Origin of the sequence: Streptomyces sp. AM6-12, from assembly GCF_044327085.1 — a bacterium.
GTDB lineage: Bacteria > Actinomycetota > Actinomycetes > Streptomycetales > Streptomycetaceae > Streptomyces.
The window spans coordinates 5,768,739-5,793,027 of record NZ_JBIQWN010000001.1 but is presented as its reverse complement, the minus strand read 5'-3'; the positions used below and the strand labels follow the sequence as shown (position 1 = coordinate 5,793,027).

General features: G+C 73.6%; 22 protein-coding genes. 13 read left to right on the top strand and 9 right to left on the bottom strand.

Annotated features, from left to right (window positions below; all coding sequences use genetic code 11):
* Positions 1-5: 5 nt before the first annotated feature.
* Together ACE4Q9_RS26355 and ACE4Q9_RS26350 are read left to right on the top strand one after the other, a co-directional pair.
* The gene (locus tag ACE4Q9_RS26355) at positions 6-1,163 is read left to right on the top strand and encodes a type ISP restriction/modification enzyme (RefSeq protein WP_397986713.1); all 1,158 of its coding nucleotides are present in this window, start codon (positions 6-8) and stop codon (positions 1,161-1,163) included.
* Positions 1,164-1,248: 85 nt separating this feature from the next.
* Positions 1,249-2,493: a CaiB/BaiF CoA transferase family protein gene (locus ACE4Q9_RS26350; RefSeq protein WP_397986712.1), complete on the top strand. Its 1,245-nt coding sequence runs from the start codon at positions 1,249-1,251 to the stop codon at positions 2,491-2,493.
* Between the two features lie 140 nt (positions 2,494-2,633).
* On the opposite strand, the gene ACE4Q9_RS26345 is transcribed toward ACE4Q9_RS26350, so the two are convergent.
* Complete coding sequence (locus ACE4Q9_RS26345; RefSeq protein WP_397986711.1) at positions 2,634-2,903, bottom strand: hypothetical protein; 270 nt, start codon at positions 2,901-2,903, stop codon at positions 2,634-2,636.
* Between the two features lie 616 nt (positions 2,904-3,519).
* A complete protein-coding gene (locus ACE4Q9_RS26340) occupies positions 3,520-4,323 on the bottom strand; it encodes an SGNH/GDSL hydrolase family protein (RefSeq protein WP_397986710.1) in 804 nt (267 codons plus the stop codon).
* Positions 4,324-4,595: 272 nt separating this feature from the next.
* Here ACE4Q9_RS26340 and ACE4Q9_RS26335 point away from each other — a divergent pair, with 272 nt between their 5' ends.
* The 5 genes from ACE4Q9_RS26335 to ACE4Q9_RS26315 all read left to right on the top strand — a co-directional run bounded on the left by ACE4Q9_RS26335 (position 4,596) and on the right by ACE4Q9_RS26315 (position 11,454).
* Positions 4,596-4,970 carry a hypothetical protein gene (locus ACE4Q9_RS26335; RefSeq protein WP_397986709.1) on the top strand — a complete coding sequence of 125 codons (375 nt, stop codon included), beginning with the start codon at positions 4,596-4,598 and terminating at the stop codon, positions 4,968-4,970.
* Between the two features lie 390 nt (positions 4,971-5,360).
* The gene (locus tag ACE4Q9_RS26330; RefSeq protein ID WP_397986708.1) at positions 5,361-6,182 is read left to right on the top strand and encodes a glycosyltransferase family 2 protein; all 822 of its coding nucleotides are present in this window, start codon (positions 5,361-5,363) and stop codon (positions 6,180-6,182) included.
* Entirely contained in the window at positions 6,179-7,177 is a 999-nt protein-coding gene (locus ACE4Q9_RS26325) for a glycosyltransferase family 2 protein (protein WP_397986707.1), read from the top strand. Before ACE4Q9_RS26330 ends, ACE4Q9_RS26325 begins: the two co-directional genes overlap by 4 nt.
* Complete coding sequence (locus ACE4Q9_RS26320) at positions 7,170-7,979, top strand: polysaccharide deacetylase family protein (RefSeq protein WP_397986706.1); 810 nt, start codon at positions 7,170-7,172, stop codon at positions 7,977-7,979. Before ACE4Q9_RS26325 ends, ACE4Q9_RS26320 begins: the two co-directional genes overlap by 8 nt.
* Positions 7,972-11,454: a lipopolysaccharide biosynthesis protein gene (locus ACE4Q9_RS26315; protein WP_397986705.1), complete on the top strand. Its 3,483-nt coding sequence runs from the start codon at positions 7,972-7,974 to the stop codon at positions 11,452-11,454. The genes ACE4Q9_RS26320 and ACE4Q9_RS26315 overlap by 8 nt, the downstream gene beginning before the upstream one ends.
* Before the next feature lie 23 nt (positions 11,455-11,477).
* Here ACE4Q9_RS26315 and ACE4Q9_RS26310 read toward each other — a convergent pair whose 3' ends face one another.
* Positions 11,478-12,839 (bottom strand): xylan 1,4-beta-xylosidase, encoded by a 1,362-nt coding sequence (locus tag ACE4Q9_RS26310; protein ID WP_397986704.1) that lies wholly within the window; start codon positions 12,837-12,839, stop codon positions 11,478-11,480.
* A 109-nt stretch (positions 12,840-12,948) separates the two neighbouring features.
* On the opposite strand from ACE4Q9_RS26310, the gene ACE4Q9_RS26305 reads away from it, so the two are divergent.
* Entirely contained in the window at positions 12,949-14,043 is a 1,095-nt protein-coding gene (locus ACE4Q9_RS26305) for a DUF5925 domain-containing protein (protein WP_397986703.1), read from the top strand.
* 15 nt (positions 14,044-14,058) lie between these two features.
* On the top strand, positions 14,059-14,829 hold the full coding sequence (locus tag ACE4Q9_RS26300; protein WP_397986702.1) for a DUF72 domain-containing protein: 771 nt from the start codon (positions 14,059-14,061) through the stop codon (positions 14,827-14,829).
* 36 nt (positions 14,830-14,865) lie between these two features.
* Here ACE4Q9_RS26300 and ACE4Q9_RS26295 read toward each other — a convergent pair whose 3' ends face one another.
* Positions 14,866-15,234, bottom strand: coding sequence for a GntR family transcriptional regulator (locus ACE4Q9_RS26295; RefSeq protein ID WP_397986701.1), 369 nt, complete (start codon positions 15,232-15,234; stop codon positions 14,866-14,868).
* Positions 15,235-15,304: 70 nt separating this feature from the next.
* Here ACE4Q9_RS26295 and ACE4Q9_RS26290 point away from each other — a divergent pair, with 70 nt between their 5' ends.
* Positions 15,305-16,237 (top strand): GNAT family N-acetyltransferase, encoded by a 933-nt coding sequence (locus tag ACE4Q9_RS26290; RefSeq protein ID WP_397986700.1) that lies wholly within the window; start codon positions 15,305-15,307, stop codon positions 16,235-16,237.
* Positions 16,218-16,718, top strand: a complete 501-nt coding sequence (locus ACE4Q9_RS26285; RefSeq protein WP_397986699.1) for a DUF402 domain-containing protein — start codon at positions 16,218-16,220, stop codon at positions 16,716-16,718. The genes ACE4Q9_RS26290 and ACE4Q9_RS26285 overlap by 20 nt, the downstream gene beginning before the upstream one ends.
* A gap of 52 nt (positions 16,719-16,770) precedes the next feature.
* Here ACE4Q9_RS26285 and ACE4Q9_RS26280 read toward each other — a convergent pair whose 3' ends face one another.
* On the bottom strand, positions 16,771-17,391 hold the full coding sequence (locus ACE4Q9_RS26280) for a class I SAM-dependent methyltransferase (protein WP_397986698.1): 621 nt from the start codon (positions 17,389-17,391) through the stop codon (positions 16,771-16,773).
* Positions 17,392-17,504: 113 nt separating this feature from the next.
* Between ACE4Q9_RS26280 and ACE4Q9_RS26275 the strand changes: the two genes are divergently transcribed.
* Positions 17,505-17,639, top strand: a complete 135-nt coding sequence (locus ACE4Q9_RS26275) for a hypothetical protein (RefSeq protein ID WP_397986697.1) — start codon at positions 17,505-17,507, stop codon at positions 17,637-17,639.
* Positions 17,640-17,668: 29 nt separating this feature from the next.
* Here the strand turns inward: ACE4Q9_RS26275 and ACE4Q9_RS26270 are convergent, their stop codons facing one another.
* Positions 17,669-18,529 carry an esterase/lipase family protein gene (locus ACE4Q9_RS26270; protein ID WP_397986696.1) on the bottom strand — a complete coding sequence of 287 codons (861 nt, stop codon included), beginning with the start codon at positions 18,527-18,529 and terminating at the stop codon, positions 17,669-17,671.
* Positions 18,530-18,686: 157 nt separating this feature from the next.
* Entirely contained in the window at positions 18,687-19,133 is a 447-nt protein-coding gene (locus ACE4Q9_RS26265; RefSeq protein WP_397986695.1) for a MarR family winged helix-turn-helix transcriptional regulator, read from the bottom strand.
* Positions 19,134-19,314: 181 nt separating this feature from the next.
* On the opposite strand from ACE4Q9_RS26265, the gene ACE4Q9_RS26260 reads away from it, so the two are divergent.
* Positions 19,315-19,689 (top strand): cupin domain-containing protein, encoded by a 375-nt coding sequence (locus ACE4Q9_RS26260; RefSeq protein WP_397986694.1) that lies wholly within the window; start codon positions 19,315-19,317, stop codon positions 19,687-19,689.
* On the opposite strand, the gene ACE4Q9_RS26255 is transcribed toward ACE4Q9_RS26260, so the two are convergent.
* Together ACE4Q9_RS26255 and ACE4Q9_RS26250 are read right to left on the bottom strand one after the other, a co-directional pair.
* Positions 19,667-20,695, bottom strand: coding sequence for a DNA polymerase thumb domain-containing protein (locus ACE4Q9_RS26255; RefSeq protein WP_397986693.1), 1,029 nt, complete (start codon positions 20,693-20,695; stop codon positions 19,667-19,669). The genes ACE4Q9_RS26260 and ACE4Q9_RS26255 overlap by 23 nt on opposite strands.
* Positions 20,692-24,144, bottom strand: coding sequence for a DNA polymerase III subunit alpha (locus tag ACE4Q9_RS26250; RefSeq protein ID WP_397986692.1), 3,453 nt, complete (start codon positions 24,142-24,144; stop codon positions 20,692-20,694). The genes ACE4Q9_RS26255 and ACE4Q9_RS26250 overlap by 4 nt, the downstream gene beginning before the upstream one ends.
* Positions 24,145-24,289: the final 145 nt, after the last annotated feature.

Genomic DNA, 24,289 nt, shown 5'->3' with positions numbered 1-24,289 from the left:
GTACGATGCCCAGCGTGCCGTACGACGACGACGCTCCGCTGCCGGCGGACCTCATGCCGTGGTCCGTCGCACCGCCGCGGCCGGGCCGCGCCTGGCCGATGGCCCCCGACCCGGCCTGTCTGCGGGCCCGCTGGGACGCCCTGCTGAAGGCCGATCTGCCGGACCGCGAGGCCCTGTTCGAGCCGAGCAGGGCCCGCACCCTGCACTCGGCCGTAGGACAGCTGCCGGGCCGGTCCGCCGGGACGGAGCGCCTGGCGCGCGCCACGGGCCCGTGCGCGGAGCCGGTACGCGTGCTGGCGGCGCCCTTCGACGAGCAGTGGCTGATCCCGGACCACCGGCTGCTCGACGCGGCCCGCCCGGAGCTGTGGCGAGTGGCCGACGAGCACCAGATCTTCCTCGTGGAGACCCCCGACGCGCACCATCCCCTGCTGGCCACCTCTCTCCTGCCCACGCCGCGCGCCGGACGCGTCCGCCCCCTCTACCGCCGGCCGGCCGCCGCGGACCCCAACCTGGCGCCCGGCCTCCTGGACGATCTGTCGGCCCGCCTGGGCGTGCGGGTCACCCCCCTCGACCTGGCCGCCTGGTTCCTGGCCGTGGTCCGCCCCGACCACACGGTCCCGCTGACCGACGACGCGGAACTCTGGTCGTCCGGCGTGCGGTTGGGCCACCGCATGCTGTGGCTGCTGCGCCGCGACGGCGAGCGCCCCCGGCTCCCCGGCGGCCGCCGCCCCTACGTCCGCGCCCCGCTGCCGCCCCGCCCGGAGACCCTCCGCTACGACCCCGGGGAGGAGACCCTCCACCTGGACGGGGGCCGTGTCTCCCCCGTCCCCGCCGCGGCCTGGGACTACGAGCTGGACGGGGTCCGGGTCCTGGAGTCCTGGTTCGCCGTGCGCACGGCCGCGGCGCCCCCCGGCGCCCTGGCGGCGATCCGCCCGGCGACCTGGCCCCAGCCGTGGACCTCCGAACTCCTGGAGCTGATCACGGTCCTGACCCTGCTGGCCGAAGTCCGCGCCCAGCGGGACGAGTTGCGGATCACCTCGTCGGTCACGGCGACGGACCTGCGCCACTCGGGCGTCCTCCCGCCCCCGCGCGCGGCGCGCCTGCCCGCGTCGGTCCTGGACCGCCCGGAGGAGGGGCCGGAGGGCCAGTTCGCCCTGTGGTAGCGGCGCCGGGACCGGGACGGCCGGGGCGCGGCGAGTGACATATGCCGTACTGACAGACCCGCCCGAGCGGGAGATCATCCACCCCATGGAGCACCTCGCGGAACACGCCATGGAGCCCGCCGGTCGACAGCCGTCGGAAGCTCAGCCGCTGCCCCTGGAGGGCATCACCGTCGTGGCCGTCGAGCAGGCCGTTGCCGCGCCCTTCGCGACGCGGCAGCTCGCCGATCTGGGGGCCCGTGTCATCAAGGTGGAGCGGGTGGACGGGGGCGACTTCGCGCGGGGCTACGACCGGGCGGCGGGCGGCCTCGCCTCGCACTTCGTGTGGTGCAACCGCGGCAAGGAGTCCCTCGCCCTGGACCTGAAGGACCCGCGCGGCCGGAAGGTCGTACGGCGGCTGGTCGCGGACGCGGACGTGTTCGTGCAGAACCTGGCGCACGGGGCCGCGGCCCGGCTCGGGCTGGACGCGGCCACGCTGTGCGCGGCGCACCCGCGGCTGATCGCCGTGGACATCTCGGGGTACGGCTCCTCGGGTCCGTACGCGGACAAGCGGGCCTACGACATGCTGGTGCAGTGCGAGACGGGCCTGGTGTCGGTCACCGGGACGCCGGAGCGGCCGGTGAAGGCGGGCATCCCGGCGGCGGACATCGCGGCGGCCATGTACGCCTTCTCGGGGGTGCTGGCGGCGCTGGTGCGCCGGGGCGTCACCGGGCGCGGCGGGCCGGTGGAGGTGTCCTTGCTGGACTCGCTGGCGGAGTGGATGGGGCATCCGCTGCACCACACGATGCACGGCGGCGAACCCCCGGCGCGCACCGGGCTCGCGCACCCCGTCATCGCGCCCTACGACGCTTACGCGACGGCGGACGGCGGGCAGGTGCTGCTGTCGGTGCAGAACGACCGGGAGTGGCGGCGGCTGGCCGAACAGGTCCTGGGGCGGCCGGAGTTGGGGACCGATCCGCGGTTCGCGACGAACGCGGCGCGGGTCGCCCGCCGGGGGGAGACGGACGCGGCGGTGGCGGAGGCGCTCGGCGCGCTGGACGCCGACGCGGCGGTGGCGCGGCTGGAGGAGGCGGGCATCGCCTGTGCCCGGCTGCGGGATCCGCGCGGGCTGGCGGAGCATCCGCAGCTGGCGGCCCGCGACCGGTGGCGTCAGGTGGGTTCGCCGGTGGGGCCGTTGCGGGCGCTGCTGCCGCCCCTCACGCTGCCGGGCGGGGGCGAGGCGAGGATGGGCGAGGTGCCCGCGCTCGGACAGCACACCGGGGCGCTGCTGCGTGCCGTGGGGATGACGGACGAGGAGATCGCAGCGCTGCGCCGGGACGGTGTGGCGGCCTGAGCGCGGGCCCCGGACGGCGTCTGGGACCGCTGGTGCCCCCGGTGAGCGCCGGTCGGGCGCTCACGGGCCGGGCGGTGGCCGGGTCGGGGCCGGGATCGTCGGCCGGATCGGGGCCGGCCCGACGGCCGGCCGGTGACCGGCTAGTGGCTGCCGAACAGCGAGCGACGCAGTCGGCGCAGGGGCGCGAAGAGGGAGACCCGACGGACCCGAGCGCCCCGGTCGCTGTGCGTGCGCCGGTGGTCCCGCGCCGTCAGCTCCCGCATCAGCGAGGTCGCCTCGACGGTCTTCTGCTGCGGTATGGCGGGTCCGCCCAGCACCGCGAGGTGCCGGTCGAGGCGCGAGCTGGTCGCGCTGCTCCCGCAGGTGATCGCAGGGACCCTGGCCCTGCTGCGCACTGTTATCTGTTCCATGTCACTCCCCACCCGTACGAGTCCACCCGGCCCCGGGCAGAGTAACCCTATCTCCCCACCGGGGCACTCGTGTATCGCGCCTTCAGGATTCACCTTTCCCGTAAGGGCGTTGACCATGCCGCGCTGACTACTCTCCGAATCCGACCGGTTTCAGGGCGAGTTGGACAACGGGCTGGCCATCGGCTCGCGCCGAAGCGTCGCTGCGGGGGCCGCCGTCACGGGGCGTGACGGCCGCCGGGCGCCGGCCCCTGGTGATCAAGGGCGTGTCGCCCCCGCGGAGGCCCTGGGTGACGACGGGTCCGGGTCACGGTCCGGGGCACGGCCCGGATGCGATGGCCCCGCCGCCGTGTCCGCGTCCGCCCGCGGCGGCTCGGCACGGGTGGCGGACGCCACGAGAGGGCGGCCGGGAACGTGGTCCATCTCACGCACCCGCCGAGGGGCCGGCGCAGGCCCCATCGGCCGGAGCCCCTGCCGCGCGCCGGGCGATCCCGCCGGGTGCACACGGCGGGCTCACCTCGGGAGGTACCAGGCGCTACGGCGACGCCGCGGGCCGGTCGGCGAGTTCACCCTGACGGGCGGGACCGGCGGTGCGCCGCTCGGTGCTCACCCGTTCGGGTCAGCCGGCGGCGCTGGTGAGCGCCGGCAGGTAGCCGCCGGACTGGCCGTCCGCGGTGGGGTGGTACGACTCGGTCAGGTCGAGCACGTTGAGACTGTGGAGCCAGGAGTCGCTGGAGCAGATCTCGTGGCTGGAGAAGGCGCTGCGGACGTCGCCGAAGACGAACCCGTGGGCGGCGGCGCGGGACTGGATGGCGTTGTCCAGGGTGTCGGCGGCACCGTTGATGGCCGACCGCTTGGTGTCGGACAGGCCGAGGCAGACCTGGCCGAGCAGGTAGAAGCGCGGGTAACCGAGCACGGCCACACGGGCGTTGGGCGCCTTGGAGTGGATCGCGTTGTAGACGGCGTCGAGCTTCCCGGGCAGCGTGTTGGTGACGTACGACTTCGCGTTGGCGATGGCGGACAGGCAGGTGCTGTCGGAGTTCAGCACGCACGTCTCCATCACGCTGGAGAACCCGGCGTCGTTGCCGCCGATGCTGATGGACACCAGCGAGGTGGAGGAGTTGAGCGAGCCGAGCTGGTTGGCGAGCACGTCGTCCGTGGTGGCACCGGAGCAGGCGTTGAAGGCGAACGAGGCCGGCTTGTGCGCGGCGTTCCACAGGTACGCGGCGGCGTTGGTGCTGCGGTCGCAGTCGCCACTGGAGCTGATGTAGTCGTCGGCGCCGACGCCGGAGGCGTAGGAGTCGCCGAGTGCCACGTAGCCACCGCTGTTGGACGCCGCCTGCGCCGACGCGGCCTGTGTGAAGCCGAGGCCGAGGGCGAGGAGGAGTGGAGCGACGATTCCGGCGAGTCGGGAACGTCTCATGGAGTATCTCCCAGGTGAGCAGGAAGGCTGCGGCAACTTAAGTAGCGCCTACGCGCGTTGACCGGAAGTGTTCATGCCAAGAATTTTTGACTCTCAATAAGACCGTCTTCAAACATTTACTGCTTATGTATTGCGCGTACATGTCAACTCTGTTGACCGCCCCTCAGATGCCTGCTCTCGTCGGTGCTCCGGGGGCAGCCACCCTTGACGCCCCCTCAGGACTGCGCCACATTAAAACCCGGCATCCGGCGCTTCGGGGGGCAAAGTCGCCAATGCGCACCTTATGGATCAACAGGGATCTGCCGCCGCTGCTCGCGGGAGCCGCGGCCGCCGTCCCGGTGGCCGGCGCACTGCTCGCCCTCACCGACTCCGGCTCCGCGCTGCGCGCACCGTGCGCTCTGCTCTACCTGTTGCTCGCGCCGGCCGCCGGAATCGCCCTGGCCCTGCGCGGCCTCGACCCCTTCGCCCGGACCCTGTGCGCACTCGCGGGCGCGGTGGTCGTCGACATGCTGGTGGCCCAGGTGATGCTCGCGGTGCACCAGTGGTCCGTCCGCGGCGGGGTGGCCGTCGTCGCCGTACTGAGTCTGCTCCTGTTGCTCCTCGCGCTGCCGAGGGATCGGATTCCCGGTAAAAGCACACGAGACTGAGCAAGGTGAGCCACTGTTACTCAACGGACCAATCATGGGAAAGGTGAGACACCTTCCGGGTCTTGCCTTTCGGGCTCAACCGTCAATACCGTCATACAGCTCAACCGCAGCGGTACGCCGGTACCGGGTCCTTGGGGAGGGCCGGGTGCCGTGGTGCCTTCGCTGCGCAGCGCGGTAGGGGGGTGCCGTGTTCGGTGACCGCGAGCGGTGACCGGGCCGGGCCGCGCGACCGGCCGTCATGCTCGCCCGGCGGCCCGGACAGCTTTGCCAGCTCGTCCGCGGGTACGGACTACCGCTCGCCGCGCCCCGGAGGAGAACCCCCCTTTCGAACCGGATCCCGAGCCGGGCCGCCCGGCGGCGGGCGGTCCACCGGACGAGAGGGAACCAACCATGAGTCCAGCGCTGCGCCCGCCGAGTCCGGGCCGCGATCCGCTGCTCGTCACCCACTACCGGCCCATCTCCTCGCACCTGGCGATCACCCCGCCGGTGAGCGTGGTGATCCCCGCCATGAACGAGGCGAGGAACCTGCCCTACGTCTTCGAGAGCCTGCCCGACTGGATCCACGAGGTCGTGCTCGTGGACGGCAACTCCACCGACGGCACCGTCGAGGTGGCGCGGTCCCTGTGGCCGCGCCTCAAGGTCGTACCGCAGCGCGGTCGGGGCAAGGGGGACGCCCTGATCACCGGGTTCGAGGCGTGCACCGGCGACATCATCGTGATGGTCGACGCGGACGGCTCGGCGGACGGCGGCGAGATGGTCAGCTACGTCTCGGCGCTGGTCTCCGGCGCCGACTTCGCCAAGGGCTCCCGCTTCGCCAACGGCGGCGGCACCGACGACATGACCTTCGTGCGCAGACTCGGCAACTGGGCGCTGTGCACCGTCGTCAACCGCAAGTTCGGCGCCCGCTACACCGATCTGTGCTACGGCTACAACGCGTTCTGGCGGCACTGCCTCGACAAGATCGAGCTCGACTGCACCGGCTTCGAGGTCGAGACCCTGATGAACATCAGAGTGGTCAAGGCGGGCCTGAGAGTGCAGGAGATACCGAGCCACGAGTACCTGCGCATCCACGGGACCAGCAATCTGCGGGCGGTGCGCGACGGGCTGCGGGTGCTGCGGGTGATCCTGCGCGAGCGCTCCAACCGGCGGGCCCTGCGCCACCGGGTGCGCCACTCCCCGCTGCTCAAGCCCCGGCAGGGAGAGGCGAGTTGAGCGATCCCGGCATCTCCGTCGTGATCTGCGTGTACACCGAGGACCGCTGGGCGGACATCCGCGCGGCGGTCTGCTCGGTGCGCGCGCAGTCGTACCCGGCTCTGGAGATCCTCCTCGTCGTGGACCACAACCCGGCCCTGGGCGAACGGCTGGAGCGCGCGTACCGGGCGGCCGAAGGCGTGCGGGTGCTGACCAACTCCGGTCCGCGCGGCCTGTCCTCGGGCCGCAACACCGGCATCGCCGCCTCACGCGGCGAGGTGATCGCCTTCCTGGACGACGACGCCGTGGCCGAACGGGACTGGCTGCGCCGCTTCGCCGAGGCGTACGCCAATCCGCGGGTGCTGGCGGTCGGCGGGCGCACCGAGCCGGTGTGGGCGTCCGGGCGGCGGCCCGCCTGGTTCCCGGAGGAGTTCGACTGGGTGGTGGGCTGTACCTACCGGGGGCTGCCGCCGGGCCGGGTGCGGGTGCGCAACGTCCTGGGCGGCAACGCCTCGTTCCGCCGGGCGGCCTTCGAGGCGGCGGGCGGCTTCGCCACCGGCATCGGGCGCGACGGCGGCCACCGCCCGCTCGGCTGCGAGGAGACGGAGCTGTGCATCCGCCTGGCCCGCGCCCGCCCCGAGGGGGTGCTGCTCGTCGACGACCGCGCGGTGATCCACCACCGGGTGCCCCGGGGCCGGGAGAACTTCGCCTACTTCCGCACCCGCGCCTACGCCGAGGGCCTGTCCAAGGCCCTGGTGGCACACCGCGTCGGCGCGGCCGAGGGGCTTCAGTCCGAACGCCGGTACACCGCAAGGGTGTTGCCCGCCGGTGTCGTCCGGGGCCTGCGCGACGCCCTGCTCGGCCGGCCGGGCGGCGCGGGCCGCGCGGGCGCCATCGTCGCCGGGGCGCTCACGGCCGCGGCGGGGTTCGCGGTGGGCAGCGTCCGGGCACGGCGGGGTCGTACGGCCGCACGACGAAGGGCGAGCGGCGATCCGGGAGGGGGCCCGCGTGCGTGACCTCGCCGTGCCCATCCTCATGTACCACTCCGTCGCCGCCGCGCCCAGCGCCGCCACCCGGACCCTGTCGGTGGCCCCCGACGCCTTCGCCGAACAGATGGGACTCGTCGCGGAATCGGGCCGCACTCCCGTCACCACCGCCGAGCTGGCCGCGCACTGGCGCGACGGGCGGCCGCTGCCCGCACGCCCGGTACTGATCACCTTCGACGACGGCTACGAGGGCGTGCACCGGCACGCCCTGCCCGTGCTCGCCCGGCACGGCTTCCCGGCCACCCTGTTCGTCTCCACCGGCTGGCTCCGGGGCGCGTACGACACCGGGGGCGGCCTCGACACCATGCTCGACTGGGACCAGGTGCGCCGGCTCGCCGCCTCCGGTGTGGAGATCGGCGGGCACAGCCACACGCATCCGCAGCTCGACCAGTTGGACGACGCGGCGCTGGCCGGGGAGCTGCGCCGGTGCACGGAGATCCTCGCCGCCGAACTCGGGGCGCGGCCGAAGTCGTTCGCGTATCCGTACGGCTACTCCACCCGCCGGGTGCGCCGGGCGGTGCGCGCGGCCGGGTACGCGCAGGCGCTCGCCGTCGGCAACGCGCTCGCCCGCCGCGCCCAGGGGCCGTACGCGCTGCGCCGGGTCACGGTGCGCCGTGGCACGGACGCCGGGGAGTTCAACCGGCTGCTGCGGGGGCGGGGCATCGGCCGGGCGTTCGCCCGGGACCGGGCGCTCACCCGCGGGTACGCGCTGGTGCGCGGGGTGCGGCGGATCGGCCCGGCGGTCCGGAAGGCCGGTCGGGCCCGTGACTGACACGACCACCGCGCCCGGACCCGAGGCGGCGAAGGTGCCCGGCGCCGCCCGCACGGCGGGCGGGGGGCCGCTGCTGCGCAACGCGTACGCGCTGATGCTCAACACCGGGATCTCCGCCGTCCTGGGCCTCGGCTTCTGGCTGGCCGCGGCGCACTACTACTCCGATGCCGCGGTCGGCCGGGGCTCGGCCGCCATCGCCGCGATGAAGCTGCTCGCCGGGCTCACCGCGGTGACCCTGACCGGGGCGCTGGCCCGGTTCATCCCGGTGTCCGGCAGACGCACCGGGAGGTTCATCTTCCGTACGTACGCGGGCAGTTCTCTGCTCGTGGCGCTGGCCGCCGGGGTGTTCCTGGGCACCCTGGGCGTCTGGGGGCCGTCGTACCGCTTCCTGCACGGAGTGCTCCCCGGTCTCGGTTTCGTTGCGGCCGTGGTCGCCTGGAACCTGCTCACCCTCCAGGACGGCGTGCTGACCGGGCTGCGCAGCGCGCCCTGGGTGCCGGTGGGCAACACGGTGTTCTCCGCGGTGAAGCTGGTGCTGCTCGCCGCGTTCGCCGTCGCCTTGCCGGCCACCGGGGTCTTCGTGTCCTGGGTGGCCGCGATCGCCACCTCCGTCGTGCCGCTGGGCTGGCTGGTCTTCCGCCGTCTGGTGCCCCGGCACGTCGAGGCGACCGCCGGGCGGGCGGGGCCGCCGACCGTCCGCGAGGTCGGGCGGTTCCTGGCCGGGGACTACACCGGCTCCCTGTTCTCGCTCGCCGTGGTCTACCTGGTGCCGGTGATCATCGCCGCGCGGGTCAGCTCCGCGGAGAACGCGTATTTCTACATCGCCACCACCATCGGCGGCACCTGCAATCTGCTCGCCGTCAACATGGGCGCGTCCCTGACCGTCGAGGGCTCGCACGACCCGGCACGGCTGGCCGCAAACGCCCGCGCGGCGCTCCGGCGCATGGCCCGGATCATGCTGCCGATCAGCGCGGTGCTGTTCCTCGGCGCGCCCCGGATCCTCGGCGTCTTCGGCGCGGGCTACGCGGACGCGGCGACCGGGCTGCTGCGCCTGTTCGCGGTCGGCACGCTGCTCCGGGTCGTCATGGAGACCTACTTCGCGGTGCTGCGCGCCCAGAGCCGCACTTCGCAACTAGCCTGGCTTCAAGGGCTTTTGTGTGTCCTGGTCCTCGGCCTGACCCTGCTGCTCCTGCCGCGGACGGGGCTCGCGGGAGAGGGGGTCGCCGAGGTCTCCAGCCTGACCGTGATCGTCACGATCGCCGCGCCGCGCCTGTGGCGGACGGTGCGGGCGGCCCCCGCGACGGGCACCGGGGGCGTGCCGGACGCGGTGGCACCGGACGGCGATCTGGCGGACCTGGGGATGAGCGAGGAGCCGGTACGACGCCGGACGCCGACGTGGGCGCGAGGACGGGGGCAGGCCGCTGAAGAGGCCGTACCCCTGACGCGTCCGGCGCCCCCTGCACAGCCACAGCCCTCTCCCCCCGCCACCCGCCTGCGCCTGCCCCTCCTCCTCGTCTCCCTCCTGGTCGCCGCCCTTCTTCTCTACTGGCTCCCCGCCCTCCCGATCGGTGAGGCCGAGCTGGACCGGATGGGCGGGCTGGGCCTGGTCTCGGTGCTGCCGTGGCCCACGTTCGCCGGCGCGGCGCTGCTGGTCGTGGTGTTCGCCGCTCTGCTGGGGCGACGCAGGGAGCCCCGGGCCCTGTTGCTGGTGACGCTGCTCGCCACGGTCGTGTCGCTGCACGCGCTGCCTGCCGTGATCGAGACCGAGCCGCGGTTCGCGACGGCCTGGCAGCACCTGGGCTTCATCGACTACATCGACCGCACCGGTTCCGCCGTCCCGGACCTGGACGCCCGCTGGAGCTGGCCGGGCTTCTTCGCGGTGGCCGCGTTCGCCGCCCGGGCCTGCGGGGTCACCGACTTCACCGAGGTCATCCGCTGGTGGCCGACCGCGATCCAACTCGCCTATCTGGCGCCGACGTTGCTGCTCACCCGCGCGATGCGGGCGGACTGGCGGGCGAAGTGGACCGGCGTCTGGCTGTTCGTCCTGTGCGGCTGGGTCGGACAGGACTACTTCTCCCCGCAGGGCTTCACCTTCCTGCTGTATCTGCTGTTCACGGCGATCCTGCTGGTGTGGTTCCGCCCGCCCCGCGAGCCGACGGCACGGCCGCGGCCGGGCGAGGCGGAGCCGCCGCCCACCGACCGGCGCCAACGCACCGCCCTGCTCCTGCTGTTGCTGGCCCTGTACGCCGCGACCGTGCCCGCGCACCAGCTGACCCCGTTCATGATGCTGGGCGTCCTCGCGGCCCTCGTCCTGCTGCGCCGCTGCGAACTGCGCGGACTGCCCCTGCTGTGCGCGGTGCTCGTCGCCGTGTGGCTCGGCTTCATGGCGGAGCCGTACTGGTCCGGGCACTTCGACGACCTCTTCGGCGGCATCGGCGGCATCGGCGGCAATGTCTCGACCTCCGTCTCCGGCCGCATCCAGGGCGGCGATCCGACCCACAAGCTGGTCCTGTACACACGGGTGCTGCTGGCCGGTGCCGTGCTGGCGCTCGCCTGCTGGGGCTGGTGGCGCCGGCGCCTCAAGGGGTACCGCGAACGGTCGCTCGCGGTGCTCACCCTCGTCCCGTTCCTGGGCTTCGGCATGCAGTCGTACGGCGGTGAGATGGCGCTGCGCGTCTTCATGTTCGCGGTACCGGGCGCGGCCCTGCTCGGCGCCCTCGCGTTCTTCCCGCGCGCCGCGGACCGGCCGCGGCTCGCCCCGGTGGCCGCGCTGCTCGCCGGGCTGCTGCTGATGGGCGGCTTCCTGGTGGCCCGGTGGGGCAACGAGCCCTTCGAACGCACCCGGCCCGGCGAGGTCGCGGCGATGGACTGGGTGTACGCCCACGACCGGCCGACCGTACGGCTGCTGTGGCTGAGCGACGACCCGGTGAACGACGTGACCCCGTCACTGCCCTGGGGCGCGAAGGACATGGAGCGCGTCGACTACGTCCCCACGCTCGCGCCGGCCGACCCGGCTCGGGTGTCCGGGCTGGTCCAGGCGCTCAAGGACGCGGGGCCGCGGTCGTATCTGCTGGTCAACGAGAGCCAGGTGACGTATCTGCGCCTGGCCGCGGGCTACCCGGCGGCCTGGGGCTCCCGGCTCAGCCGGAGCCTGGACGCCCGGCCGGAGCTGACGAGGGTCCTGGTCAACGGCGACGCCACGGTGTACGCCCTGCGCGCGCGGCCTGCGGGGCCCGTCCCCCGGCCACACCCCGGACCGGCCGGACCGCGGGTGACGTGGACGTCCTGGTCGGTGGTCGGCGCGCTCGCCGCCGTGGTGCTGATGCTGGTGCTGGCCGCGCGCGAGGTGCTGCGGGTGGCGGTGCGGCCGGGGGCGCGTCAACTGCGGTTTCTCCAGGGGAGTTTCTGGTTCGCCGTGCCCTTGCTCGCCGTGGTGCTCGCGGTGCTGGTGCAGCGGTTCCTGACGCTGAAATGAGGTCACCCGACGCTGGAGTGAGGTCAGCGGCTCAGCCACCGCACCTCGTACGGCCGCAGCGTGAGGTCCCTGCCGTCCACCCGCGCGCCGGCGGTCCGGTCGCGGGTGTTGACGACGAGGACGGTGCGGTCGCTCGCCAGGACCCGCAGGCCGGGAGCGGCGGCCGGGTCGACGGAAACCGTGCGGTAGCGGGTGCCCGGTGGGAAGGCGGCGGCGAACCGGGACAGCAGGTCGTACATGGGCAGCGCCCGGCCCCCGTCGGCGCGGTCGGTCGGGGTCCACAGGCAGCCGGGGCAACCGGGTCCGGTCCGCCGCTCCGGGTTCCAGTAGAAGCCCGAGCCGGCGCCGCCCCGGACCAGGGCGATCATGCCGGTGGCCTGGACGGCGACCCGGTGCGGCTCGGACCAGCCGGCGGCGCCGTCGCCGGGCTCCACGTAGTACTCGGCCCACCACAGGGGCAGGTCATGGGTCTGCCGCCGTACCCATGTGCCGACGGCGGTCAGCTTCTCCGTGGCGGTGAACTCGTCGGGCCGCGGGTTACCGCCGTCGGGGTAGCTGGCGCCGTCGATCACGGTGAAGTCGGCGCCGGCCTTGTGCGCGTTCCAGTAGGAGAAGGCGTCGAGCACCCGCTGGTCCATCGCGCCCCAGTCGCCCCGCACCCGCGGGGAGGCGTTCGGATCGCCCGGGGTGACGCTGTCCATCGGCAGATAGGGGCCGCCGACCATGACGTCGTCGCCGGTCTTCTTCAGCGCGCGGTACACGAGGTTGTACAGACGGGTGTACCCCTCGTAGTCCCAGCGGCCTGCGGACTCGTCCCAGAAGCCCTTGAACTCGTTCCAGACGACGAAGTACCGCACATCCGGATAGCGCCGGGCCACGGTCGCGGCGAGGTCGGCGAAGTCCTGGTAGTGGGCGGGAGCCGGCGCGGTCTCCAGCGCGGACCGGCTCCAATCCGTCTGGGCGGCACCGGACTTGCCGCCCTTCATCCAGTCGGGGGCACAGCACAGGGTGATCACCGGGGTGCCGCCGGAGGCGCGGACGAAGGCGATCCGGCGGTCCAGGGCCCCGAAGTCGTAGCGCCCCGGCGCCGGTTCGGGGTTGTCGGCGCCCCAGCCCATGATCGCCTGGTCCTGCGCGAGGCCGCCGTCCGCCGTGAGGAGCCGCCGTACCCGCGCGGTGGCGGCGGGCGCTCCCTCGTCGGCGCTGAACTGGGTGTGGGTGAAGCCCCAGCCGACGTACGGCTTCCCGGTGCCGCGCGGTGCGGCCGAGGTGCCCGGCAGGCCGCAGAGCAGGCTCACCAGCAGGGCGAGCGCCGCCGCGATCCCCCCGAGCAGGGCGCCGAGCCGCCATCGCCGGCCATCCCGTTCCCACCCATGACGTGCCATCGGGGACAACGGTAACGGCACGGTCCGTGGCTTGGGCAGACCTTGGGACACCAGGGACAAGAGGTGGAAATGCCGTGCGCGGAGGGCATCGGTGACAGATCATGGCGGCATGCCTGCGAACCCGCACGACGCTCTGCCGATCCGGCTCCACGTCGACGATTCCGACTCGCCGTCCGACGTCGTCGACGCGCTGTTCCTCGGCCGTTTCGCGACGGGCGAGCAGCCGTATTCGCACGCGGTGAACATCGACCGCGTGCGCTCCGGCGCGACCCTGCTGCCCGAGGGCGCGAAGGTGCTCCGGGTGGCGCGGGACGACGACCGCAGCGCCACCCTCGCCGAGGGCGACGGCTGGACCCTGCTGGTCTCCCGCTGGAGCCGGGGCGCGGACGTCACGGTGACCGCGACCAGCGCCGAACTGGCCCAGGAGATCCTCGGCAAGGCCACGGACGGCGCGGCCGACGAGCCCGAACCCCAGCCGGAGAACGTGACGATGGGGTTCTGGTACGTCTCACCGCGCCGCGGTCCGCACCGCACCACCCGGCAGATCTCGGCCGGCACCTGGTCGGAGGTCCGGGCCAACTACACCGCCCCGGTCGCCGAGGCGATGGACCGGCTGATGAAGACCACGCCGGAGGACATCGCGGGCCGGCTGCTCCTGCTGCACGGCCCGCCGGGCACCGGCAAGACCTCGGCGCTGCGCACCCTGGCCCGTTCCTGGCGCGACTGGTGCCAGGTGGACTGCGTCCTCGACCCGGAGCGGCTCTTTTCCGACGTCGGCTATCTGATGGACATCGCGATCGGCGAGGAGGACGGCGCGGGCAAGGGCCGCTGGCGGCTGCTGCTCCTGGAGGACTGCGACGAGCTGATCCGCGGCGAGGCCCGGCACACCGCGGGCCAGGCGCTGTCCCGGCTGCTGAACCTCACCGACGGCCTGCTCGGGCAGGGCCGCAACGTGCTGGTGGGCGTCACCACGAACGAGGACCTGGAGCGCCTGCACCCCGCCGTGGTCCGCCCCGGCCGCTGCCTGGCCCGCATCGAGGTGGGCCCGCTCACCCGCGACGAGGCGGTGCACTGGCTCGGCACCGAGGAGGGCGTCGGCCGCGAGGGCGCCACCCTGGCCGAGCTGTACGCGCTGCGCCGGGGCACCACGCCGACCTCGGTACCGGGGGCGCGCAACGGCGCGGACGCGGGGCTGTACCTGTAGTGCTTTCATGAAGACGTGACCTTGCTGGTCGGCACCTCCGGGTGGCAGTACAAGGACTGGCGGGACCTCGTCTATCCGGCCGGGGTCCCGGCGCGGCTGTGGCTGGAGGAGTACACCCGGCTGTTCGCCACGGTGGAGATCAACAACGCGTTCTACCGGCTGCCGTCGTACGACAACTTCGCCGCCTGGCGGTCACGGGTACCGCCGGATTTCGTGGTCGCGGTCAAGGCCAGCCGCTTCCTCACCCACATCAAGCGGCTGAAGGACCCCGCCGAACCGGTGCTCCGGCTGCTGACCCACGCGGCGGGCCTCGGCGACCGGCTCGGCCCCGTCCTGCTCCAGCTCCCGCCCACGCTGCGCGCCGACCCGGCCCTGCTGGACGCGTGCCTCGCCTGCTTCCCGGACGGTACGCGGATCGCGGTGGAGCCCCGCCACGACTCCTGGTGGACGCCCGAGGCGCGTGAGGTCCTGGTCTCCCGTGGCGCGGCCCTGTGCTGGGCCGACGTGCTGTCCCGCCCGGTCACCCCGCTGTGGCGCACCGCCGACTGGGGCTACGTCCGCTTCCACCAGGGCCGCGCCCGGCCCTGGCCGCGCTACGGCCGCCGCGCCCTGGAAACCTGGGTGGACCGCATCGCCACGGCCTTCCCCGACGGCGAGACCGTCCACGCCTACTTCAACAACGATCCGGGCGGCGCGGCGGTGACGGACGCGGCGACCTTCGCGAGGGCCGCGACAAGGGCGGGTCTGCCGGTGACACGCTTCCCGGATATGGCCCACCAGCGTTGACAGAGACCAGTCACCACCCCGAACCCTCCGCGTCCCCTACCCCCCGTAGGCCGCCCGCAGGGCATCCCGCACCGCGGACAGTGCCTCCTCCTCCCCCAGGCCCAGCCTCCGCACCCGATCGGCATAGACCTGCGCCGCCGCCGACGCCTCACGCTCCGCGGCCGAGCCGGCGGCGGCCACGTACGTGCCGAGGCGCCCCCGCGTCTCGATCACCCCGTCGCCCTCCAGCGCCCGGTACGCCTTGGCCACCGTGTTCACCGCGAGCCCCAGGGACTCGGCCAGCCCCCGCACGGTCGGCAGCCGGTATCCCACGGGCAGCGCCCCGGACCGCGCCTGCTCGGAAATCTGCGCCCGCACTTGCTCGTAGGGGGGCGCGCTGTCATCGATGCGGATCTTCAGGCTCACAGCCCGATTCTGTCGTACGCGCGGAAAAATGAGAGGCAGCCGCCGGACGACCCCCGTACGGTCCCTCCCCATGACACTGATCGTCCGCCCCGTACGCCCCGACGTACCGGCCGACACCGAGGGCTTCGCCCGAGTGCGCCGACTCGCCCTGCCGTACATCCTGTTCACTTCGGACTCGGTCCGGCACAACGCGCTGCACACGCATCCCGACGCCCACTACCGCCCGCTGCTCGCACAGGACGAGGACGGCGAGATCATCGGCGCCGCCCAGGTCCTGCTGGCGTACGACAGCAGTGAGCCGGACCAGGGCATGCTGACCGTCTACGTCCGCCCCGACCGCGCGGGCCGCGGCGCGGGCACGCTGCTGCTGCGCACGGCCGAGGAGCACCTCGTCTCGCTGGGCGCGACCAGGGTGTTCAGCTGGGTGCTGGACGAACCGGCCCACCGCGCCTTCGCCGAGCGGCACGGCTACCGGACCGGCAGGACCGCGCACTTCCTCCGCCTGGACCTGGCCGGCGGCGCCCTCCCGCCGCTGCCGCCCACCCCGCCGGGCGTCGAGCTGCGCGCGGCCGCGGACTTCGCGGACGATCCGCGCCCGCTGTTCGAACTGGACGCGGAGACCCTCCAGGACGAGCCGGGCGACCTCGACTTCGCCCCCCGCGCCTACGACGACTGGCTGACGGGCACCTGGAACCACCCGCTGCTGAACCGCGAGCTGACCATGGCCGCGTGCGTCGACGGCCGTCCGGTCGCCTTCACCGTGGCCTACACCGACGGCGACGGCCGGTACTCCACCGCGATGACCGGCACCGCCCGCGCCCACCGCGGCCGCGGTCTGGCCAAGCTCGCCAAGCTGCACTCCCTGCACCGGGCCCGCCCCGCCGGTGTGACCGACGCGTTCACGGGCAACGACGCAGGCAACGATCCGATGATCGCGATCAACAAGTGGCTCGGCTACGAGATCTGCGCGACGGAGGTCCGCCATGTCCGCGAACTCGGCTGAAGAGCCGACCGGGTTGACCGTCAGGCTGGTCAAGGGCGGCCGCACGAAGATCCGTTACCCGGCGGAGCTGCTCGGCGACGACGGCATCCGGGTCGTGGTCCGGGCGCCCTGGGCGGGCTCCGGCACCCGCGACTTCGGGTTCGTGCGCTTCGAGCCGGGCGATGTGTTCACCGAGTACTACTGGCGCGACCGGTGGTACGCGGTGAAGGAGGTCCGCGCCGCGGACGGCCGGGTCAAGGGCTGGTACTGCGACATCACCCGGCCCGCGGTCCGCACCGGTGCGGAACTGGTGGTGGAGGACCTCGACCTGGACCTGTGGCGCTCGGCCGACGGCAGGGACGTACGCCGGCTGGACGAGGACGAGTTCGCCGCGAGCGGGCTGACCCGGACCGATCCGGTGGCCGCCGCGCACGCCGTGGCCGCCCTCGACGCGCTGGAGCGGCTCGCCCGCACGGGCGGTTTCGGCGAACTGCTGGCCTGAGCCCGACCGGCGCCCGGAGCCCCCGGACCCACTCGGCACCGCCCCCGCAAGCTCAGACGCCCGCCACCACCGCGTACCGCTCGTCCGTCACCTGCTTCCCCCACAGCACCGCCTCTCCGGACAGCGGCTCCACGCGCGCGCCGGACGTCAGCGGCGCCAGCAGCGCGGTGAGCCGGTGCGCGGGTATGCCGACCGGGTGCAGCTCGCCCCAGACGCCCTCGACCAGCACGAACCGGCCACCGGGGCGCAGCAGGCCCCGCCAGTGCCGCAGCACGCGGGCCTGGTCGGGCAGCGTCCACAGCACATGGCGTACGAGGATCACGTCGAAGCGCCGCTGCCCCACCGGTGGGGTCTCGGCCGGTCCGCACAGCACCTCGGCCGGGTGCCCGGCGAGCTTGGCGCGGGCCAGTCCGGTCATCACCGGGGAGAGATCGACGGCCGTCACCCGGTGTCCCTGCTCGGCCGCGAGGAGCGACAGGCTGCCGGTGCCGCAGCCGAGGTCGAGCACATCGGCGGGCCACCTCGGCAGCCAGGAGCGGAGCCGGGCCGCCCAGGCGGCCCGCACCGCGGGATCGCGCAGGCCGTGGTCCGGTTCGTCGTCGAATCCGGCGGCCCGCACATCCCAGTCCGGCGGCTGGGCAGTCGTATCCCTGTGCTCACGCTCATCGGTCATGGCCAGAGAGTGACACACGCCACTGACAGACCCGGACGGATGAGGAACTCTCACCCCCACGCGTCTACCTCCGCCACCGCGCGGAATCCCGGTAGGTGCCGAAGGAGGCAGCCATGCGCCGTACATCCGTGCAGAAGCCGCTGAAGAGGACGGACGCCCGCCGGCTCCGGGAAGAGGCGGAGGAGCGCCCGGCGGGGCGCCCCGAGGTGCGCAAGGACATCGCGCGCACCTGGTGGCCCGACGGCTGACCCCGCCCGGCGCCGGCCGGGTGCGGCCCTCAGCTGAGCGCGGAGGCGCAGGTGGTGGGGGTGGCGTGCGCCGGGTCGAGGGCGTTGGCGACCTCGTGGAAGGCGATGTGGTCGCCCAGGCCGATCGCCACGTGCTCGGAGAGGTCCACCGGGCACAGGTCCTGGAGCAGGACGTTGTGCACGTCGGGGCCGCTGAGGTACTGGCTGCGCCAGGGGGTGGCCACCTCGTCGTACTGGGTCGCGATGACCGTGTAGTGCACTCCGGGCACGGTGTCGCCGCCCGCGTTGAGCTTGGTGAGGAAGGCGGAGCCGGGTATCTGGTCGGCGAGGCCGGGGGTGGTGGCCTTGACCAGGTCCGTGGCGCCGGGGAAGTACGGCAGCAGGTGGGTCAGGCCGCTGATGGTGGCGCCGTGGTTGTCGGGGGCGATGCCGACGAGCGCGTCGACCTTGGCCGCGCCGCCGAGGAACTTCAGGTAGTAGCGGGGCATCATGCCGCCCTGGGAGTGCCCGACCAGGTCGACCTTGGCGGCGCCGGTGGCGGAGCGCACCCGGTCCACGAAGGTGGCGAGCTGCGCGGCCGACTGGTCGATGGGGCCGAGCCCGAAGAAGACGGGGACGCCGGGGAGTTGGCCGTAGTCCAGGGAGAAGACGCAGTACCCGCGGGCCTCCAGGTAGGGGGCGAGGCCGAGCCAGTTGTCGACCGAGTTGCCGAGGGTCCCGTGGACCAGGACGACGGGGCGGGGGTGGGCGGCGGAGGGCTTGCAGGAGTAGTCGTTCCAGCCGGTGTGCGGGGCGGAATCGGCGTGCGCGGCCGTGGCGGGCAGGGTGACGGCGGCGGCGGACAGAAGCAGCGCGGTGAGGGGTCTGAGCAGTCGTTTCCAGGGCAGCATCGAGTGATCTCCTTGCGGCTCAAGGGGGTACAGCGGCCTGGCCCTGTGATCCGGATCACGAGGATGCTGTTCATCCGTCAAGTTACGGGCGGGTAGCGTCCGGGGGAAGTTACGCGCAAGTAAAACTTCCAACCTCAACCACCAGACTGACGCTCCGTCACCACACGGGCCGCACCGGTCCGTAGGGCGCGATCTTCGCCAAGGCCCCCCGCAGGGTCCGCACTTCCGCCTCGCTCAGCAGCTCGCCCCACCCGCCGACCACCTCGGCCGCCGCCGCCTCCGCCGCCCGCGTGCAGGCCCGCCCGCGCTCGGTCAGCACGATCAACCGCGCCCGCGCGTCCCCCGGATGCGGCCGCCGCTCGGCGTACCCCTTGCGCACCACCTCGTCCACCAGCTGGCTCGCCGCCTGCTTGGTCACCCCTAGGTGCGCCGCCAGCTCGGTGACGGTGGCCCCGTCCGGCGCGAGCCGCGCGAAGGCGAACCCGTGCGCGGGCCGCAGACCGGCGAAGCCGCGCGCCACGACCCCCTCGTGGATGCGCTGGGTGAGATCGCCCGCGGCGGCGAGCAGGGCGGCGGACAGAGCCATGGCTTCGGAGTTCTGCACGGGGGCATTGAAACACCCTTGACACATTGGTCAAGCAGTCTGACCATATAGTCAACCTGCTTGACCACTTGGCCGCAGGGCCGCGCACTCGAAGTCCACGCGCCCGAAGCCCACTTGGCCGAGCCCACTCGCCCGAAGCCCCCATACCCGAAGCCCGCTCACCCGAACGGAGAACCCCGCCATGCCCGTCGTCCGCTCCTCCGACACCGTGACCCACGAGATCCACGGCGCCCGATTCGTCTCGTACGCCGCCCCGCGCACCGGCAGCGAGGAGTTGTGCGCCTGGCGCGGGGAGATCCCGGCCGGCACCCGCGCCCCGGCCCACACCGTCAGCCACGAGGAGATCTTCCATCTGCTCGTCGGCGAGCTGCTCATCACGCTCGACGGCCGCACCGAGCGGGTGCGCGCGGGCGACACGGTGATCGTCAACGCCGGGGCCACGCTGGGCGTGGAGAACCCGGCCGAGCACACGGCGATCTCCTGGGTCACCACCTCCGTCGGCCTCACGGCCGAGCTGGCGGACGGCAGCCGGCTCACCCCGCCCTGGGCCAACTGATCCATTCGCCAGAGGAGTTACGCGGCAGGCGTGCCGTCGCCGCGGGCCGCACCGCGTCCGGTCCGAAGCGCCGGCGGGCCCGGTCGGCGGCGGCCTCGGCGGCGCGGGCGCGGGTGTCGGCCGGGTCCAGGGAGAGCTGGTGGCAGGCGTCGGCGGCCGGGCGCAGGAGATCGGCGCGGAGCGTGAAGGCGCGCACCCGTGCCCGTTGCAGTCCGAGGGAGGCGAGCAGACCCAGGGCCGCCGCGGCGAGGGCGGGCGAGTGGCCGGTGGCCTCCGGCAGGGTGCGCGCGCGGGTGCTGGAACTGCGGTCGGCGTAGCGCACGGTGAGGGTGACCCGGCCCGCCACCCGCCGCCGGCCGCGCAGGAGTTGGCCGATCCGGTCGGCGAGCCCGAGGACGGACCGGTGCTGTTCCGCCGGGTCGAGGCAGTCCCGTTCCAGCACGAGGTCGGCGGTCAGCCGGTCCGCCGGCTCACTGGGACTGACGGGCCGCGGGTCGTGGCCGCGGGCGCGTTCGGCCAGCAGCCGGGCGGTGGTCGCGCCGAGGAGGCGTTGCAGGGTCGCCGGGGAGAGGTCCGCGACTTGGCCGATGCTGTGCAGGCCGTACCTGCCGAGGGTGGTGGCCGTGGCGCGGCCGATCCCCGGCAGCGCGGTGACCGGCCGGGGGCGCAGCCATTCGGTGGCCCGTTCGGCGGGCACCCAGGTGGTCTCCCCCGGCGCGGACGCGTCGGCGGCCATCGCCGCGAGCATCCGGTTGCCCGCGAGCCCGGCGCTGCCGTCGATGCCGTAGTGGGCCTTCAGCCGCATCATCGTCAGCTGGACCACGTCATAAGGGGACAGGTCGAAGTACCGCAGCGCCGAGGTCAGGTCCAGTTGCACGGCGTCGGGCGGCAGCTCCTGCACATGGGGCGTGACACCAGACACCAGTTCGATTACATGGCCGTACTGCTCCTCGTTCAGCGAGCCGTGCAGATACAGATGGGCGATGTGCCGCTGACGGATGCTCATCCCGCGCTCCCCGGACTGGTGTAACCGAACTTCCTCAGATCGGCCGAGCGGCTGCCGGCGGGCAGCAGATCGGCGTACGGGTGCAGGCGGGCGCCGGTGGTGCCGTTGACCAGGGTGCGCCGCGGCTGGGCGGGGGTCGGGTGCGGGCGGCGTTCGCCGAGCAGGGCGAGCGCGGCCTCGGGACCGTGGTCGCGGCGGGCGGCGGCGATCCGGTCGAGGTCCCAGGCCATGGTGCCGACGACGGTACGGCGGGTGCCGCGCACCTGCACCGTGCCACGCACCAGCAGCAGCCCGCTGTGGAAGACGGTGTAGGCGCAGGCCGGGTGGGAGTCCTCGAAGAACGCCAGGTCGACCAGGCCGGAGCCGTCCTCCAGGGTGACGAAGATGATCCGCTTGCCGCTGGCGATCGGCGGGGTCTGGGTCGAGGCGCGGGCGCCCGCCACCAGCACCTGCTGCCCGGCCCGCAGCCCGGCCAAGTGTGCCGCGTCGGTCGCGCCGATCTCCCGCAGCAGCCGGTGGTGGTGCTCCATCAGGTGCTTGGAGACATCGATGCCGAGGGTGTTCAACTCCGCGCCGAGCGCCTCGCGTCCGGTCATCTCCGGCAGCCCGCTCGGCTCGGACCCGCCCACGGCCCCGGCGATCAGGGGCAGTTGGCCGGCGCCCGCGGTCCGGTTGCGGCCGGCTCGGTGCAGTTCGGCGAGCTGGAGCAGCAGATCGCGCCGGGTGAGCCGGCCGTCGTGCAGGGAGCCCAACGCGCCGATCTCCGCGAGGCGTTCGGCGACCGGACGGCTGGGCCGGGCCCGCTGCCAGAAGTCGGACAGCGAGCCGTACGGCTGCCCCGCCTCGATCCGCGCGCACTCCTGCTCGCCGATGCCGTGCACGGCGGACAGCGCGAGGCGCACGCCCCAGCGGTCCCCGTCGGTCTTCTCCACGGTGTGCCGCGCCGCGGACCGGTTGACGTCGACGGGCAGCACCGGCACCCCGCGTCGGCGCGCGTCGGCGACCAGGACCCGCTTGGGCCACATCCCCGGATCGTGTTCGAGCAGCCCGGCGAGCAGGAAGGCCGGGTGGTGCGCCTTGAGCCAGGCACTCTGGAGGGCCGGTACGGCGAAGGCGACCGCGTGCGCCCGGCAGAAGCCGTACGCCCCGAAGGCCTCGATCGTCCGCCATACCTCCTCCCGTACCGCCGCGTCGTAGCCGCGCGCGCGGGAGAGCCGGTGGAACCACTCCCTGATCTCGGGCAGCCGCTCCTTGTCGCCGAGCGCCCGCCGGGTGATTTCCGCGAAGGCCCGGTCGCAGCCGGTCAGCACCACCAGCGTCTCGATGATCTGCTCGTGCCAGATGGTCACGCCGTAGGTGTCGGCGAGCACCGGCTCCAGATCCGGATGGGCGTACGACGGCGTGCCGCCGTGCCGGGCGGCGATGTACCGCTCGGGCATGCCGCCCGCGACCGGTCCGGGGCGGAAGAGGCTGATGTCGGCGATGACGTCCTGCTGGTTGCGCGGCTGGAGCCGGGACAGCAGGTCCTGCTGGCCGGGCGACTCCAGCTGGAACAGGCCGAGGGTCTGGCTCTCCTGGATGAGCTTGAACGCGAACACGTCGTCCAGCGGCACCTGTCCGGGGTCGTCCAGGTCGACGCGGTCGCCGGTGGTCCGTTCGATCTCCGCGACGGCGTGGGCCATCGCGGACTGCATCCGCACGCCCAGCACGTCGAGTTTGATGTTGCCGAGCGCCTCGATCTCCTCCTTCGCGGCCATGGCCATCGGGTAGTCGCCCTGCGGGGTGGGCTGCACCGGCAGCCGGTCCAGCAGGGTCGCGTCGCTGATGACCACGCCGCAGGGGTGCATGGCCATGCCGTGGACCAGCGAGTCGAGCCCCTCGGCCAGCTCCCACAGGGGCCCGAACCGGCCCGCCTCCGCGGCCAGTCGGCGCAGCTCGGGCAGTTCCGCGAGGGCGCCGGTGATGTCCGAGGCGCGCAGGTGCGGGAAGCTCTTGGCGATCCGGTCGACCTCCGCGGGCGCGATGCCGAGGGCGAGGCCGGTGTCGCGCAGGGCCCGGCGCGCCCGGTAGGTCTCGGGCATCGCGGTGACCGCGACCCGCTCCTTGCCGAACCGCTCGAAGATCGCGTCGTAGCACTCCAGGCGGCGCGCGGACTCCACGTCGATGTCGATGTCGGGCAGCGAGACCCGGCGGTCGCTGAGGAACCGTTCGAACAGCAGGCGGTGCTCCAGCGGGTTGGCGGTGGCGATGCCCAGCGCGTGGCAGACCAGCGAGCCGGCGCCGGAGCCGCGGGCCGCGACCCGGATGCCCTTGGCCCGGATGTCGGAGACGACCTGGCCGACGGCGAGGAAGTACGAGTCGTAGCGCAGCCGGGAGATCACGGCGAGTTCCTCGTCGAGCCGGGCGAGCGCCGCCGGATCGCGGTCGAGGCCCCGGCGGGCCAGGCCCTCCGCGCTGCGCCGGCGCAGCAGCCGGGCGGCGCCGTCCGCGCCGGAACCGGCACCGAAGAGGGCGGGCTCGGGGAAGTGCGGGATGCCGAGACCGAGGTCGGCGCGGGGGTCGAGGACGCATTCGGCGGCCGTGGCCGCGGTGTCGGCGAGCAGCCGGCGGGCCCGCCGCTCGTCGGCTCCGGCGCACTCGGCGACCATGCGCGCGAGGACCGTCATCGCCCGCTCGTCCTTGAGCCAGCGCTGCCCGCTGTCCAGGCGGCGCCGGTCGATCGGGCGCAGCAGCCGGGCGGCGTCCAGGACGTCGGCGAGGCGGTGCTGTTCCGGGTCGGCGTAGCGGACGGCGTTGGTGAGGACGGCGGTGGTGCCGGTGCGGTCGGCCAGCGCCAGGGTGCGGGCGGCGAGACGGAGGGAGCCCGGACCTGTGCCAAAACGTTTCTGCGCGACAGCCTCCAGCCGGACCTCCCGCCCGAAGACCTCCCGCCACGGCGCGAGCAGCCGCACCGCGACATCCTCCCGGCCCACCGACAGCGCCCGCACCGGCTCCGAGAGGGGGCCGAGCAGGACCAGCAGTCCGGGACCGCCGTGCTCCCGCAGCGCCGCCCAGGGCACCACGGGCGCCCGGCCGCCGAGGGCGTCCGCGTGGGCGGCCGAGGTGATCCGGCACAGCCGCGCCCAGCCCTCCCGGTTCCGGGCGAGCAGCACGACGCGCAGCGGCGGCTCGACCACATGGGCGCCGCCGCGCGCCGGGGTACGGCGACGCAGGGCGGGCGGCGGCGGGGCGAGGGCCTCCACCGCGAGATCGACACCGAAGACCGGCCGCACCCCTTCCTTCGCACACGCCCGCGCGAATCGAACAGCACCGGCGACCGTGTCCCGGTCGGTCAGCGCGAGCACCGCCATCCCCCGCTCGGCCGCGCGCCGCACCAGCTGTTCCGGGTGGGCGGCGCCGTAGCGGGCGGAGTAACCGGACGCGACATGCAGCTGAGCGAAGCCCGCCATGCCGCACCTCCCTCACTCCACCCCCTTTTCAGCCATACGCCCGATACGTTCATCGTACGCTCGTTCGATTACTGTAGCCCCATCGACGCTGGTCGGCGAGCAGATTCGAACAGGTGGGTGATTTCTTACAGGCTGTGAGCGGGCG